At 44.4% G+C, this 16140-nt stretch carries 13 protein-coding genes; 2 read left to right on the forward strand and 11 right to left on the reverse strand.

Annotated elements, in window-relative coordinates:
* Positions 1–2 precede the first annotated feature (2 nt).
* The 3 genes from HX743_RS07670 to HX743_RS07680 form a co-directional block, all read right to left on the reverse strand.
* Positions 3–1982 carry a 2-oxo acid dehydrogenase subunit E2 gene (locus HX743_RS07670; RefSeq protein ID WP_178318897.1) on the reverse strand — a complete coding sequence of 660 codons (1980 nt, stop codon included), beginning with the start codon at positions 1980–1982 and terminating at the stop codon, positions 3–5.
* 2 nt (positions 1983–1984) lie between these two features.
* The gene (gene aceE, locus HX743_RS07675; RefSeq protein WP_178318898.1) at positions 1985–4687 is read right to left on the reverse strand and encodes a pyruvate dehydrogenase (acetyl-transferring), homodimeric type; all 2703 of its coding nucleotides are present in this window, start codon (positions 4685–4687) and stop codon (positions 1985–1987) included.
* A gap of 368 nt (positions 4688–5055) precedes the next feature.
* The gene (locus HX743_RS07680; protein ID WP_096901653.1) at positions 5056–5739 is read right to left on the reverse strand and encodes a M23 family metallopeptidase; all 684 of its coding nucleotides are present in this window, start codon (positions 5737–5739) and stop codon (positions 5056–5058) included.
* Between the two features lie 106 nt (positions 5740–5845).
* Here HX743_RS07680 and HX743_RS07685 point away from each other — a divergent pair, with 106 nt between their 5' ends.
* Entirely contained in the window at positions 5846–6286 is a 441-nt protein-coding gene (locus HX743_RS07685; protein ID WP_004974242.1) for a DciA family protein, read from the forward strand.
* A gap of 97 nt (positions 6287–6383) precedes the next feature.
* Here HX743_RS07685 and lpxC read toward each other — a convergent pair whose 3' ends face one another.
* The 8 genes from lpxC to gshB all read right to left on the reverse strand — a co-directional run bounded on the left by lpxC (position 6384) and on the right by gshB (position 15743).
* Positions 6384–7286, reverse strand: coding sequence for a UDP-3-O-acyl-N-acetylglucosamine deacetylase (gene lpxC / locus HX743_RS07690; protein WP_004974240.1), 903 nt, complete (start codon positions 7284–7286; stop codon positions 6384–6386).
* 123 nt (positions 7287–7409) lie between these two features.
* A complete protein-coding gene (gene ftsZ, locus HX743_RS07695) occupies positions 7410–8591 on the reverse strand; it encodes a cell division protein FtsZ (RefSeq protein ID WP_004974238.1) in 1182 nt (393 codons plus the stop codon).
* A 159-nt stretch (positions 8592–8750) separates the two neighbouring features.
* Positions 8751–10013: a cell division protein FtsA gene (gene ftsA / locus HX743_RS07700; protein ID WP_178318899.1), complete on the reverse strand. Its 1263-nt coding sequence runs from the start codon at positions 10011–10013 to the stop codon at positions 8751–8753.
* Between the two features lie 67 nt (positions 10014–10080).
* The gene (locus tag HX743_RS07705) at positions 10081–10935 is read right to left on the reverse strand and encodes a cell division protein FtsQ/DivIB (RefSeq protein ID WP_004974235.1); all 855 of its coding nucleotides are present in this window, start codon (positions 10933–10935) and stop codon (positions 10081–10083) included.
* Positions 10936–10937: 2 nt separating this feature from the next.
* Positions 10938–11867 carry a D-alanine--D-alanine ligase gene (locus HX743_RS07710; RefSeq protein WP_004974232.1) on the reverse strand — a complete coding sequence of 310 codons (930 nt, stop codon included), beginning with the start codon at positions 11865–11867 and terminating at the stop codon, positions 10938–10940.
* 56 nt (positions 11868–11923) lie between these two features.
* Positions 11924–13372 (reverse strand): UDP-N-acetylmuramate--L-alanine ligase, encoded by a 1449-nt coding sequence (gene murC, locus HX743_RS07715; protein ID WP_096901645.1) that lies wholly within the window; start codon positions 13370–13372, stop codon positions 11924–11926.
* A 3-nt stretch (positions 13373–13375) separates the two neighbouring features.
* Positions 13376–14479, reverse strand: a complete 1104-nt coding sequence (gene murG, locus HX743_RS07720) for an undecaprenyldiphospho-muramoylpentapeptide beta-N-acetylglucosaminyltransferase (RefSeq protein WP_004974229.1) — start codon at positions 14477–14479, stop codon at positions 13376–13378.
* A 319-nt stretch (positions 14480–14798) separates the two neighbouring features.
* Positions 14799–15743, reverse strand: coding sequence for a glutathione synthase (gshB, locus tag HX743_RS07725; RefSeq protein ID WP_004974228.1), 945 nt, complete (start codon positions 15741–15743; stop codon positions 14799–14801).
* Between the two features lie 116 nt (positions 15744–15859).
* On the opposite strand from gshB, the gene HX743_RS07730 reads away from it, so the two are divergent.
* Complete coding sequence (locus HX743_RS07730) at positions 15860–16057, forward strand: DUF3565 domain-containing protein (protein WP_178318900.1); 198 nt, start codon at positions 15860–15862, stop codon at positions 16055–16057.
* Positions 16058–16140 lie beyond the last annotated feature (83 nt).

The following is a 16140-nucleotide window of genomic DNA, read 5'->3' on the forward strand; positions in this document are numbered from 1 at the left end:
ATTTAGAGCAGTAAACTCCGAATATCAGCCAACAACTGAGTCAGTTTATGGGTAAAACGTGCTGCATCTGCACCATTAATCACCCGATGGTCATACGACAATGACAACGGCAACATCAAGCGCGGATCAAAGCCTTCACCATTCCAGACAGGCTGCATGGTCGCTGGTGAAATACCCAAAATCGCAACCTGCGGCCAGTTCACCAACGGCGTAAATGCCGTACCGCCAATCGAACCTAAACTGGTGATGGTAAAGTTTGCACCTTGTAAATCTTTAGGCGACAACTTTTTATCACGCGCTTTTTGACTCAACTCACCCAGTTCAATCGCAATTTGTTTAATCGATTTCTGATCTGGATTGCGTAGCACAGGCACGGTTAAACCATCAGGGGTTGCCACGGCAATGCCCATGTGGATTTCTTTACGCAGCAGCACAGACTTTTGATCATCTGCCAAATGCGCAGCGAAATACGGTTCATCTTTCAGCAAATGCGCTACAGCTTTGGCAATGAACGCCAAAATGGTCAAGCTAACACCTTCTTTTTTGAAGTTAGCTTTCAATTCACTGCGCCACGCTTCTAGCTCAGTAATATCGGCCAAATCAAATTGCGTGACTTGTGGAATGTAATTGTTCAGGGACAATTGCGGAATTGACACTTGTTGTAAGCGCGTCAAACCTTTTTCTTCCACGCCACCAAATGCACTAAAATCAGGCAACTTTGGCAAACCTGTAACTTGCTGTGTTGTAGCAGCGACAGGAGCAGTCTGCGGCGCAGTAAGACGCGCTTTAACATAAGCCTTCAAGTCTTCTTTGAGTACACGCGCATGCGGGCCAGTGGCGTTTACATCGGCTAAAACGACACCCAACTCACGTGCCAGTTTACGCACAGCAGGGCCTGCATACACTTTTGCATTGGCTTCATTTTGCGCCTTGCTCAATTTGTCTACATTCGTATGTGCACTTGCTGCAACCGTTGTGGTTTGTGCTGTAGATGCAGCACTGACTGCTGGCGATGCACTTGGTGCAGAGGCAACTTGCGCTGCCGCAACTGCTGCTGGTGCAGCTGCGCCTGCAGTTACTATCGTCACTAAGGCATTGCCCTGCGCAACACTTTGTCCTAATTCTACATGAATCGCTTGAATCACGCCTGCAGTAGTACTTGGCACTTCTACCGTAGCCTTGTCTGATTCCACCACAATCAAACTTTGGTCAGCGGCAACTGTATCACCTACTTGTACCAAAATTTCTGCCACTGTGGCTTTATCGACCCCTAAATCAGGCACTGCGACTTCAACCTGTGCTGATGCTGTTGTTTGTGGTGCCGATGCAGTTGCTGCGCTCGCTGTTGCAGCAGCCGCTTCTGCTGATGCCACTTGAGGTGTTTCCACCTGTGTGACTGCAGCAGCGGCGGTTTTCACTTTCAGAATCACCACACCTTCTTTTACGGTATCACCCGTATTGATTTGGATAGCGGTAACTGTACCCGACACCGTACTCGGCACTTCTACTGTGGCTTTGTCCGACTCCACCACAATAATGCTTTGATCAACATCAATCGCATCGCCGACTTGTACTAAAATTTCCCCAACAACGGCTTTTTCCACGCCAATATCAGGTACTTGTACATCTACTTCTTGCGCAGTGTTTGATGTCGCTAAGCTTGGTGCTGCAGCGACCACTGGTTCAGCATCTTGCTTCGGTGCCGCGTCCACTTCGGCTTGCGGTGCAGCAACTTCTGTAGCAGCTGCCGTTTGAGCTTCAGTTTCCAACTCAATCAGCACCGCACCTTCAGTCACTTCATCGCCTTGTTGTACCAAAATACTTTTCACTACCCCTGCAACGGTGCTGGGTACTTCAACAGAGGCTTTGTCTGATTCCAATAGGACAATGCTGTCATCAACTGCAATCGTGTCGCCAACTTTGACAAGAATATCTGCAACAGTGGCTTTATCGACACCAATATCAGGCGTTTGAATTTGCATGATCAGTGCTCCTCTTTGTAGTCAGCAACCGCTTGTACTTCAGGAACCGCTTGCGGTACCCACGCGACAGGACGATCTGTATCTAACTCAAATGTCGAGATTGCATCTTTGACCAAACGCGCATCGACTTCGCCTTCATCAGCCAGTTTTTTCAAGGTGGCTACCACAATATGTGCTGCATCGACCCCAAAGTAGCTACGCAAGTTACCGCGGGTATCGGAACGACCATAACCATCGGTACCTAAGGCAACAAATGGTCGATTGTCTGGCAAGTAACCGCGAATTTGCTCGCTATAGGCGCGCATGTGATCGGTAGCAGACACGACAATGCCATCCTTGCCACGTAACTGTTGTGAGATCCACGGCTCTTTGCTTTCTTCAGCCAATGGATGCAAACGGTTGTATTCTTCACACGCCATACCATCACGCGCCAATTCATTAAAACTGGTCACACTGTAGACATTCGAGTGGATTTGATACTCTTCACGCAAGATTTTCGCCGCTTTGATAACTTCACGCAAAATCACGCCTGAACCCAGCAATTGAACCGTGGCTTTTTCATCTTCCTGCAGCAAATACATACCGCGCTTAATGCCTTCTTCCACACCTTGTGGCATTTCAGGATGCTCGTAGTTTTCATTCATTACAGTGAGGTAATAGAACACGCGCTCCTGATTGACATACATGCGCTGCAAACCATCATGCACAATCACGGCAAGCTCATAACCAAAACATGGGTCATAAGACACACAGTTTGGAATGGTATTGGCTAAAATATGCGAGTGACCATCTTGGTGTTGCAAGCCTTCACCATTGAGTGTGGTACGTCCTGCAGTGGCACCCAACAAGAAACCTTGCGCCTGTGCATCACCTGCCGCCCATGCAATATCCCCAATACGTTGGAAACCAAACATGGAGTAATACATATACATTGGGATCATTGGTAAGTTATTGGTCGAATAACTGGTACCCAAAGCTGCCCAAGCACTCATTGCACCTGCTTCGTTAATGCCTTCTTGCAGCATGTGACCGTCTTTGGCTTCACGATAATGCATCAATTGTTCTTGGTCTTCAGGGGTGTATTTTTGCCCATGTGCGGCATAAATACCCAGTTGACGGAACATGCCTTCTAAACCGAAAGTACGTGCTTCATCGGGTACAATGGGTACCACACGGTCTTTAATGGCTTTTTCTTTGAGCAGGGCAGAAATCAAACGCACCATCACCATAGTGGTCGATTGTTCTTTGCCACCTGAACCTGCCAAGACTGAATCGAAAACTGATAATTCAGGAATTTGTAAAGCTTCGCTGTCTTTACGACGCGCAGGCAAATAACCACCCAACGCTTCGCGACGCGCTTTCATATATTTCAATTCAGGCGAATTTTCACTTGGACGATAGAACGGCACTTCTTCAAGTTGCTCATCGCTAAATGGCAAGTTGAAGCGGTCACGTACATATTTTAAAGAATCCAACTGCATTTTTTTGATTTGGTGGGTTTTGTTCACCGCTTCAATTTCATCAGACAAACCATAACCTTTGACAGTTTTGGCTAAAATGACCGTTGGCTGACCTTTGGCCTTACATGCTTCAGCATACGCCGCAAATACTTTGTACGGATCGTGACCACCACGGTTCAGGTTATCAATATCTTCATCGCTTAAATCTTTGACCAATTCTTTGGCTTCAGGATATTTACCAAAGAATTTCTCACGAGCGTATGCACCACCTTTCACTTGCAAGCGCTGATAATCACCATCCACCGCTTCTTCCATAATGGCTCTTAATGCACCTGTGTCGTCTTTGTCTAATAAAGCATCCCAATGACGCCCCCAGACCACTTTAATCACGCGCCAACCTGCGCCACGGAATAACGACTCAAGTTCTTGAATGATTTTACCGTTACCGCGTACAGGGCCATCTAAACGCTGTAAGTTACAGTTCACCACCCAAATCAGGTTATCTAGCTTTTCACGACCTGCCAGTGAAATTGCACCCAAACTTTCTGGCTCATCCATTTCACCATCGCCTAGATATGCCCAGACTTTACGGTCTTCTTCTTTAATCAAACCGCGGTTCATTAAATATTTTTGAATATGTGCCTGATAAATTGACATGATTGGACCCAGACCCATCGACACCGTTGGGAACTGCCAATAGTCAGGCATTAAATAAGGATGTGGATAGCTAGGTAAACCGTTACCGCCCACTTCACGGCGGAAATTATTCAATTGATCTTCGGTTAAACGCCCTTCTAAAAATGAACGGGCATAAATACCGGGTGCACAGTGACCTTGGTAGTAGATCATATCACCGCCAAAATGATCACTATTGGCACGGAAGAAATGGTTAAAACCAACATCATACAATGTTGCTGAAGATGCGAAACTTGCAAGGTGACCACCTAAATCATCACCTGTTTTATTGGCACGCAATACCATTGCCAACGCATTCCAGCGAATCAGGGCGCGAATACGACGCTCCATATCCTGATCGCCCGGCATGGCAGGTTGTTCTTCCACTGAAATGGTATTGAGGTAAGGAGTATTTAATCGCTGAATGGGTACATGCTTTGCAATTGCACGTTGGTACAGTTTTTCGAGTAAAAATGCTGCCCGTTCAGTACCCATATGTTGTAACACAGCATCAAAGGCGTCTTGCCATTCTTGGGTTTCTTGTGAGTCCGTATCACCGTAAAACGCCATAATTCACTATTCCTAAGCCTAATCGTATGCTTTATATGTATCATAATTTAGACTTTAGTAGATATGGCTAATCTTAAATGCGTATCCTGCATACTATTTAGAAAATAAATAGTGATTGACACTTTCTTACAGCAAATAACAAAAAACCGCCAATTTAGGCGGTTTTTTATACAATAAAGCAGATACTGCGTGTTATTATTTTTTTAGGTGATAAGTTGATGTCTGAAATGTCTCACTAGATTTCGCTAAAAGCTAAAACGTGAGTATAAAGAAAAGCGACCTTTGCCGCTTTAATTTCATGTTTTAATTTGTAGTTCGCGTGTAGTTTACAGTGAGTGTGGCTAGAGCATGAATTTCTAGCCAAAACATTACGGCAACATTGCTAAATAGGTAGAAGGGTTCTTACGTTGACCATCTTTCACTACTTCATAATGTAAGTGAGGACCTGTACAACGACCTGTACAACCTACGTTGGCAATATGTTCACCTGCTTCAACGCGGTCACCTACACGTGCGATTAAGCGTGAAGCGTGTGCATAGCGCGTGATATAACCATTGCCATGGTTAATTTCTACATATTGACCATAACCTGTGCCCCAGCCTGACTTGGTCACAATACCTGGGCCAGTCGCATAAATTGGAGTACCGCTTGGTGCAGCAAGGTCTAAGCCTGAATGGTTTTCAGCACGACCACTCATGACACGACCGCCATAGTTCGAGCTAATACGTGCATTTGGTAATGGATGTGACACTAACCAAGCATAAGGATTTGAAGAAGCAAAACGGGTGCTGGTATTGGTACCGTATTTTTTTGCTAAAGACGCATTGTTTAATTCTGTAGTCTTTTCACGAAGCTTAACGGTCATCTGCGTTTGTGCAGGAACATCAATGTCTTGTGTTTCTGTATAAGAACCTTGTGACAAGGTGCGGGTTAATTGCTCAATACGATCAGTCGATGAATTTTGAGAATCTAACTCAACTAAATCAGCAAATGCGACAGATGCTGCCGAAGCTGCCAGTGAAAACGCTAATAAAATACGGCGCGAATGCATAAAAAAACCTCTTAACTGTTCTTACTTGAAGTTCCTTGTGATCTCTTCCTTGATATCTACTGAAAGGAGCGCATAAGATTAGGGCATAAACATGAAGGAATGATGTATGTCCGAACCTGTGAATCTCTTTCAACAAACAAGAAAACACATAAAAACAGGAAACCTAACGTTTCTCTCAACCCAAGTTGCTGCATGGCAGAAACTTGGCAAACTTATTCAACCTTTACTGCCGCAACCAGAGCAATGGCAGGTGGTTTGTTATCAACAAGGTGTCTTAACCATTACTGGAACGAATCAAGCGATGGTCAGTCAACTTGCTTATTTGCAAAAGCAATACATTACTCAACTGTCACAACTGCATGAACTGAAAGACATACAAAAAATTCAAGTTCGTTTAAGAGTTGAATCTCAAACGCCCCCAAAAAGCGAAAAGCCTTTAAGAACACTTAGTCCAGAAACTCAAGATATGTTACGAGGTGCTGCTGACTTTGTGAGCGACCCTAAGCTTAGCCAAGCTTTGTTACGTTTGGCAAGCAATAAAAAATAATTGTTTGCAGAAAACACCAAAAACTCGTGCTCAAATTTGTGATGAAATTCACATATTATTGTTGTTACATTATAACGTAGTAAGAAAAGACAATGACTTATGTCACATGCACAAAAGTGATCGGGCAAGAATTTATGTCATCAAATGTTACAATTTCATAACTGCTTGGATCGCTCTGAACATTGCGTAATAACTGATTATTTAAGGCATGTCCTGATTTATAACCATCAAACTTGGCAATAATTTGATGTCCAAGCAAGTACAAATCCCCCACAGCATCTAAAATTTTATGCCGTACAAACTCGTCCGAGAAGCGCAAACCTTCTTCATTAACCACGCCTGTATCATCTACCCCAATGGCATTATCTAAACTCGCACCCAAAGCCAAATTATTGGCTTTTAAATAGTCCAAATCTTTCATAAAGCCAAAAGTACGTGCGCCACTGACTTCATAGACAAAGGTTTCTGTAGAAAAATCGATGGTGGCAGACTGATATTCTTTTTTAAAGGCAGGATGATCAAAGTCGATGGTGAAATTGAGCTGAAAACCTTCGTGTGGACTGAACACCGCACGTTTATCGTCAATTAATGCTTCTACAGGTTTTAAAATTTTGATGAACTTTTTCGCAGCATCCTGTTCTTTTAAACCACCCTGCATCAACAAATAAATAAAAGGCCCTGCACTGCCGTCCATAATGGGCACTTCAGAGGCAGACACTTCAATAATCAAGTTATCAATGCCCAACCCTGCAATTGCACTCATAACATGCTCAATAGTGCCAACTTTGGCATTATCCTGAACCAAATTCGAGCACATAAATGCTTCTTGAATCAGCATGGCATCGGCTGGAATATCGACAGGCGGATTTAAATCGATACGACGAAACACAATTCCCCCATCGGCATGATGCGGCACAAAGTTGATCAATACTTTTTGACCACTGTGCAGACCAATACCGCTCGCCTTGACGACACGTTGTAGGGTACGTTGTTTCAGCATGTTCTCAATTCATCTAAATTTTAAAACCGCTATACGTTAGCATATTTAGCCATTGATAAAAAACAAAAAAGGCAGTTTAAAACTGCCTTTTCCCGATCACACAATGAAATTGAGGATCTTGGCTTATTTACGCTGCTGATTTTTCAAATAGTCTTGAATACTCATTGGCGTTGGACGCGCAGAGCCTGATGTTGTTGTCGCACTAATTGCAGGCGCAGTTTCTGCCTGCTGACGCTGAATTGCAGGCACATCATCTTCTTCTACTGCCGCTGTTGGTGCTGCAGAAGTGGTTTGTGTCACGGTGCGTTTTGCAGGCTCTGGTGTATCGCCTGTGTTACGCGCTAAACCAGTAGCAATAACAGTCACGCTAATTTCGTCACGCGCTTCAGGATCAAATACCGTACCGTAGAATACTTGGGTTTGTTCGGTATCTGAAAGTTGATGAATCACGTCCATGATCTCTTCGATTTCACCGAAGGTCACATCATCACCACCCGTTACGTTAATCAACAAGCCTTTGGCATTGGCAATGGTTACGCTATCGAGCAATGGGCTACGAATCGCTTGTTCAGCCGCTTGACGCGCACGGTTTTCACCACGACCTGAACCAACACCCATCATCGCATAACCGCGCGTACTCATCGCAGTTTTCAAGTCAGCAAAGTCTAGGTTGATGTGACCTGGACGTACCACCAAATCAAAAATACTGCGTACACCGTTCAACAAAACGTCATCGGCTTTTTTATACGCATCTTTCATTGAAATGTCGCGGTAAACTTTCATTAAACGCTGGTTTGGAATAATGATTAAAGAGTCTACATGCTGTTCTAATGCCGCAATCCCTTTTTCCGCAGAAAGTAAGCGACGCTTACCCTCAAAGTTAAATGGCGTAGTCACCACACCAACAGTCAAAATGCCCATTTCTTTGGCAATTTCAGCCACAACTGGCGCAGCACCTGTACCTGTACCACCGCCCATCCCTGCAGTCACAAACACCATGTCTGTGCCTTCAAGTTGCTGACAGATCAGCTCGCGGCTTTCTTCCGCTGCAGTTTGACCCACTTGAGGATCACCGCCCGCGCCTAAACCACGTGTGCTTTGCTCACCTAGCTGGATTTTGAATTGCGAATTCATGCGATCCAATGCTTGTTTGTCCGTATTGGCACAAACAAATTTTACACCCTGAATATCCGACTCAAGCATGTGCTGCACAGCGTTACCACCTGCACCACCCACACCAAACACAGTGAAACGGGCTTGACCGTTGCTATCGGTTTGATCATCTATAAATTCAAATGAGGCCATGACCTTTAGATTTCCTAATACGTTATTGGCAGTCACTTAAGCCCGTATACTGCCTTGATCTTCATAAAAATTATTTTTAAGAATGCTGTTCAACTTCTGGCTTGTCAAGTACCAGTGATGATCCGTACAACTTCCTAACAATATTCCCAAAAAACTCAACTAAAAAATAGATTTTAACTTTTCGTTCAAGCCAGACCATGCCCGTCCGACACGCCCCCAAACCGATAAGGTTTCAGGGTCTTCATGTTCTACAATCGTGTCTTGAGTATAGTTTTGACTATAAAGCAATAAGCCTGAAGCTGTTGCATATTGTGAACGGCGTAAGGCGGCCTGATGCGGTTCATCGGCATAAACTTGTGAAGGATGATTCCCCAAGTGTGCCGAAACACCCAACATACGACGTACCAAGCTGATCATGCCTTCAATTTGTGAGGCATCACCCGCCAAAACCACACCATGATATAAACCATGAATGGCACCGCTCTTTTCGAGTTCCTGACGAATTTGTGCAAAAATTTCTTCATAACGCGCAATAATAATTTCCGCCAGTTCAATACGGCTAATGGTTTGCGGCCCATCAATGCCCTGAATCTGAATCATGTGATCAGGTTTGACCACTTTCATATCTACACAGCCATACAATAGCTTAATCCGTTCAGCTTCTTCAGTTGTGGTTTGTAACACCGCTGCAATATCGCGGGTGACATGCTCACCACCACGCTGCAAAGTGTGTACCAAGGCCAAACGTCCATCTAAATAAACTGCAATACTGGTCGTACCTGCGCCAATATCTACCAGACACACACCGTATTCTTTTTCATCTTTAAGCAGACTGGCTTCTGCAGTGGCTAAATTTGACACCACCATTTTTTCGACACCAATATTGGCACCTTTTAAAGCACGGTCTAAATTCTGCATGGTGCTAATAGGCAACATCATCAATTGATAATGCCCCGTCATGCTATGTGCTGACATACGAATTGGGTTTTGTACCCATTCACCCGAATCATCTAAATCGAAACCGAGTGGTACTGCGCTCACCAAATAATGGTCTGAAGTAAGGTGACTGGCTTTAGCCAAGTCCAGTGCGCGCACCACTTCACTGGTGGTAATCGTGTGATCACTACTTTCAATAGGTGTGCGACCTGAAGCATAAAAGCTTTTTAGTTCTGCACTAGGAATAGAAATCCATGCCGAATGCACACGGCATTCCGCCATATCTTCTGCTTCTTGCACGGCATTTTTAATTGCAGTAATCACTTTATCGAGACTGACAATTTTTCCTTTACTCATGCCTCGATTACGTGCGGTGGCCATACCAATGACTTGGATATTGTCTGGCGCATGGACCTTAGCAATCAAAACTGAAACTTTGTGCGTCCCAATGTCAATCGCAACAACCGAGGGAACAGCTTCACTCATTTATTCACTACCATTACCAGTATGTTTAATTTATGGCTTAATGCCTCTATTTTTTTAAAGCCCAATATTATGGCTTTGCTCTTATTCCCTCTGCAATGCTTGTGTCATCAATCGTTACAACAAAGTGACCATTTGCAATTTTTGGCGGAATTGAGTTTTTCCATTGAATGGCTAAACCATTGCGATAACGCAAATCGATGGCGGATATTTTAGACCATACAGGTTTCAAATCACTTTGTGCAAGATGCCCCAAGCGCTGCAGCTTACTCATGGTTTGATCTTTATCTACAATAACACGTAGACCTGAATCAAACTGCATAAACCACGTCATACGTTCTGTTAAATATAGTTCTTTTAAACGATCGTTGACGGGTAAGAATAATTGGTTAATTTCATTATAACGACGCATCATCATTTTAGATTGATGCGTTGGCCCGTGTAATAACGGTAAATGTTGATTATTTTGTGGCGTGACCTCGGTAAAGACTTCACCGCTGTCACTGAGCAAACGACCTGTCCCCCAACGTGCAATTGGATGACGCGGCATAACCCGCACACGAATAGCATTCGGCCACGCACGTGAAACCACCACTCGATCTACCCAAGACAACTCCAAAGCGGTATCGCGGATTTGCTCTAGGTCAGAGGTGAAATAGTTCTTGGTCATTACAGGGTTCACATGCGTCATCACTTGGCGGTGTTCCGCATCTGAACGTGTACCCACTACATCTAGCTTGGCAATTTGTGCATCGGTCATGACTTTGTATAGCCCGTACGCACCCACTGCCAACACGAGCACCGCAACGCACAGCATTACCCAACCGCCAAAATGAATCAGCTTTTCTTTGGCTGTTGGCGGTTTGTCATGAATCGAGGTAATCGCTGCCCGTTTACGGCGCAAGGATGCAGGAAGTTGAGCCATATTTAGTGTGCTTCACCTGTAAGGGTTTGTGCCAAAATTGCCACACACAGCTCATCAAAACTATAGCCGACTGCATTTGCCGCTTTTGGAACTAAAGAGTGGCTGGTCATTCCCGGCACGGTATTCACTTCCAATAGCCAGAAATTGCCGTTCTCATCTTGCATGGCATCAATACGACCCCAGCCACTTGCACCCACGGCTTGGAAGGCACGTAATGCCAAAGCTTGTAACTGTTGCTCTTCGGCAGTGCTTAAACCACACGGAATACCGTATTGCACATCATTACGTTGATATTTGGCTTCATAATCATAGAACGCCACATCTTTCGGTGGTTCTAAACGAATAATCGGTAAAGCCTGACCATTTAACAGCACGATGGTAAATTCACGTCCTGTAATCCATTTTTCAGCCATAACAATAGCGTCATGTGCAGTTGCTTTCGCTACAGCATCGGCAAAGTCTTCTACTTTTTCGACTTTGCTCATGCCAATACTTGAACCTTCATGTACAGGCTTGATGATGAGTGGTAAACCCAATTCGGCAACCACGTCTTCAATATTGGAATCTTTGCTAACAATACGATATGGCGCAGTTGGCAAGTCAGAACCTTGCCAAATTTGCTTGGTCTTCACTTTGTCCATGCCAATGGCTGAACCTTGCACGCCCGTACCCGTGTATGGAATATTCAACCATTCCAAAACACCTTGAATTTGACCATCTTCACCACCGCGCCCGTGTAACACAATAAAGGCACGATCATAATTGACCAATTCGGTCACGCTACGTGTTTGTGGATCAAATGCTTCTGCATTGACCCCAGAACGTAGCAGTGCTTCGAGTACTGCTTGACCGCTGTCTAGAGAAACCTCACGCTCAGCAGATTTTCCACCCAATAACACGGCAACTTTGCCGAACTTTGAAGCATTTGACACGTTTATATCCTTAAACTTTAAACTGGTCGATCAAATTCAAACATCACAGGTTGTGATTATTTTAAATATAAATGGTTTTGTGCAAGCTCGATTGAAATCGCCCCCACATTACCTGCACCTTGGGTCAATAACAAGTCATTGGCCTGTAACACTTGTTTCACAATATTCGGTAGGTTGCCGTCATTTGGATCGACCAAAATTGGCTCAACCTGACCACGCAAACGAATACTGCGTGCCAAAGTACGGCTATCTGCGCCAACAATTGGTTTTTCACCCGCAGGATAAACATCGAGCAATAACAATTGATCGACTTGTGACAACACTTCCACAAAGTCATCAAAACAGTCACGGGTGCGACTAAAACGGTGTGGCTGGAACAACATCACCAAACGGCGATCAGGATGACTTTGACGCGCAGCTTTAATGGTGGCTTCCACTTCTTTCGGGTGATGTCCGTAGTCATCTACCAATTTCACATTGCCGTCTGCTACCGCAAACTCACCTTGTACTTGGAAACGACGACCGACACCGCTAAAGCCTTCTAAAGCACGGCAAATTGCACCATCAGAAACGCCTTCATCGGTGGCAATTCCAATTGCAGCCAAGGCATTCAATACGTTATGCAGCCCCGGTTGATTCACCGTCACGCGTAACGGTTCGCGGTCTTTACGCAGTACAGTAAAGTGTGTGCGCATACCGTCTTGATCAACATCAACGGCACGAATATCGTTGTCTTCATTAAAACCATAGGTCAATACAGGGCGCCCGATACGCGGCATGATTTCACGAATATTGGCATCATCACCACACACCACAGCCAAACCGTAGAATGGCAGTTTGTGCAAAAATTGAATAAAGGTATCTTTTAAGGTATCGAAACTACCACCATAGGTGTCCATGTGGTCGGCATCAATATTGGTCACCACAGCCGCCATTGGCTCTAGGAATAAGAACGATGCATCAGATTCATCGGCTTCTGCCACGATATAACGGCTAGCACCCAATGCTGCATTGACCCCAGTACGGTTTAGCAAACCACCAATCACGTAAGTTGGATCCATGTTTTCTTCGGCCAACATACAGGTGATTAAACTGGTAGTGGTGGTTTTACCATGTGTACCCGCGACTGCAATACCATGACGGTAACGCATCAACTCGCCCAGCATTTCAGCACGACGCACCACAGGAATACGGGTGTCAATTGCTGTTTTAATTTCTGGGTTTTCTGGGTCAATTGCAGTAGACACCACCAACACATTGGCGCCTTTAATATTCTCTGCCGCATGCCCAATATAAACCTTGATGCCGTTTTCTTCTAATTGCGCTGTGGTTTTTGAAGCTTTGATGTCTGAACCCGACACTTTATAGCCTTGGTTTTTCAAGACTTCGGCAATACCACACATCCCCGCGCCACCAATACCCACAAAATGAATGTGTTTGATACGGCGCATTTCAGGCACTTTGATTAATTTTTTCGCTTGATCAGCGGGTGTAGATGGAGACATATTTTACTCGAACAATGCTTGAATAAGACGAACCACGTGTTGAGTTGCATCAGGCTGCGCCTGCTGACGGGCTTTGACCGCCATTTCAGACAACAATTGACGATTCATTAACGGGGTTAATAATGTTGTTAAACTTTCAGGTGTCATGCTGGCTTGCGGACAGATTTTTGCTGCACCAAGATCGGCTAAAAACTTGGCATTGGCAGTTTGGTGATCATCCACCGCACTAGGCAATGGTACAAATACTGCTGCAACACCTGCAGTCGCGACCTCGGTTACCGTGAGTGCGCCCGCACGACAAATAATTAAATCGGCATCACTATAGGCTTTGGCCATATCTTCAATAAAAGGCTGTACCTCAACCTGTAAATGGTCAGGCTTGTGTGCATAACGTGCCTGCGTCGCTTCGGCATGGTTTTGCCCACATTGATGATAAACATCTAAAGCGACATTTAGTTGCTTTAACGCTTCAGGTACACATTCATTTAAGGCTTGTGCACCTAGTGAACCACCCACAATTAAAATACGAATTGGCAAGCCTGCTTTTTCACGTTCCTGATAGCGCCATGCAGGGCTTAAGGTCGCAGTGATTTCTTCACGAACAGGGTTGCCTGTGGTGACAATTTTGTTACTGTTTGGAAAGGTATTTGGGAAAGCCTGACACACGGTTTTTGCCACACGTGACAATTGAGTGTTGGTAAAACCCGCAACTGCATTTTGTTCGTGAATCAGCACAGGAATACCCAAAGCACGTGCTGCCAAGCCACCTGGCCCTGCCACATAACCACCAAAACCTGCAACAGCATCAACTTTTAATTGCTTCATGTAACGCACAGCACTGAGCGTTGCGCCTAAAATTTTAAATGGTGCAGCCAGTTTACGGATCAAACCGTTGCCACGTACACCTTGAATATTAATTTGGTAAATTGGGATATTATGATTTTTAAGCAGACGATTTTCCATGCCCGTTGGGGTCGCCAACCATGACACTTGAATCCCTTGTTGCTGTAATTGTTTTGCGACGGCCAAAGCGGGAAAAACATGTCCACCTGTACCTGCGGCCATCATCATGACATGTTTAGGCTGTTGTTGCTGTGCGTCAGTCACGGTTTAATTCTTCAACTCAAAATAAGGCAAATAAAAATCTTGTATAAGCTATCAATTGTAATCACAAACGCATGGGCTTTAAAGGTTATTTACTTTTTTTCACCAAGTGCTTGATTGTTTTTTTCTACAGATTTTCAAGTTTAAACTAGTTTTATTATTAATCTACGGAAAATGTTAAGTTTTATTCAATTTTACCTGCTTTGATTGATCTATTTTGCAAAGTGTTTAAGTTGTTTTTTGTATCCACGTCTCTAAAAACAAGGCCGCTTTCAAATAGAAAACGGCTTTTGTATTGATACAGTGAGCATAAAGCCCAAACTTAGTTGGGACGACCTGCTTCAAGTACGGTAAATAAATCATCGGCAATGGATGTACCAAACTGTGCATCAATTTCACGAATACACGTTGGACTGGTCACGTTGATTTCAGTGACATAGTTGCCAATCACATCTAATCCGACAAAAACCAAGCCTTTTTCACGTAAAAATGGCCCGACTTTGGCGGCAATGGCTTTGTCATTTTCAGTCAATGGACGTGCTTCGCCTAAACCACCTGCAGCTAAGTTGCCACGCACTTCGCCATTTTGTGGAATTCGTGCCAAACAATAAGGCACAGGCTCACCATTAACCATGAGGATGCGTTTATCACCATCTACAATTTCTGGAATATAGCGCTGCGCCATGATTGGCTGAGTGCCGTTGTTGGTCAGAATTTCAATGGTTGAGCCAATATTGACCCCATCTTGGTACAAACGGAAAATTCCCATGCCGCCCATGCCATCGAGCGGTTTAACGATCACATCACCATGTTGCTGAATAAATTCACGAATCAGGCTTTGTTGTGACGTGACCAATGTCGGAACTTGTAGTTCTGGGAATTGAGTCGCAAACAGCTTTTCATTACAGTCACGCAGGCTTTGCGGCTTGTTGATGATCCATGCGCCTTCGCGTTCAGCTTGCTCTAAAATATATGTGGTATAAACGAAATTCATGTCAAAAGGCGGGTCTTTACGCATGAGAATGACATCATAATCAGCTAAGGATTCTTTGCGTTTTTCGCCCAATTCGTAATAATGGTTATAATCTTCAAAGACTTTGAGCGATGCAATCAGACCAAATGCCTTGCCCTGATCAATATATAAGTCTTGCTGTAATGCATAGCCCAAGGTATGCCCACGACGGCTTGCCGCCCATAACATCGCCATGGTTGAGTCTTTTTTCAAATTGACACTTTCGATGGGATCCATCACAACAAGTACGCGCATATTTCGGTGCTCTTTTGAAGAATTGAATAAGCAAAAGTATAGCGGAGTTTGGCTTTGGTTTTGCTGCAATTTTCGTAACGCTTTATCCACGATCATCATGCACTTAGGAGTATGCGATGCAACAAGCGATTATTGATTTTCATTTAGATGAAGAAAATGATTGGGTCGCAGATTTGGCCTGCGGTCATGGGCAGCATGTGCGGCATAATCCACCGTGGCAAAACCGCCCGTGGGTAATCACAGAGCAAGGGCGCAAGGAAAAGTTGGGGGTGATGCTGGAGTGTAAGAAGTGTGAGGAGGAGACACCAATCTAAATCACTGTCTCCTTAGTGTCTCCGATACAATAATATTTCTCAATTAAATTTGTTACATCCAAAACAATTTAAAGGGGAAACTG

The organism is Acinetobacter sp. Swhac1 (assembly GCF_013390985.1).
Lineage (GTDB): Bacteria > Pseudomonadota > Gammaproteobacteria > Pseudomonadales > Moraxellaceae > Acinetobacter > Acinetobacter towneri.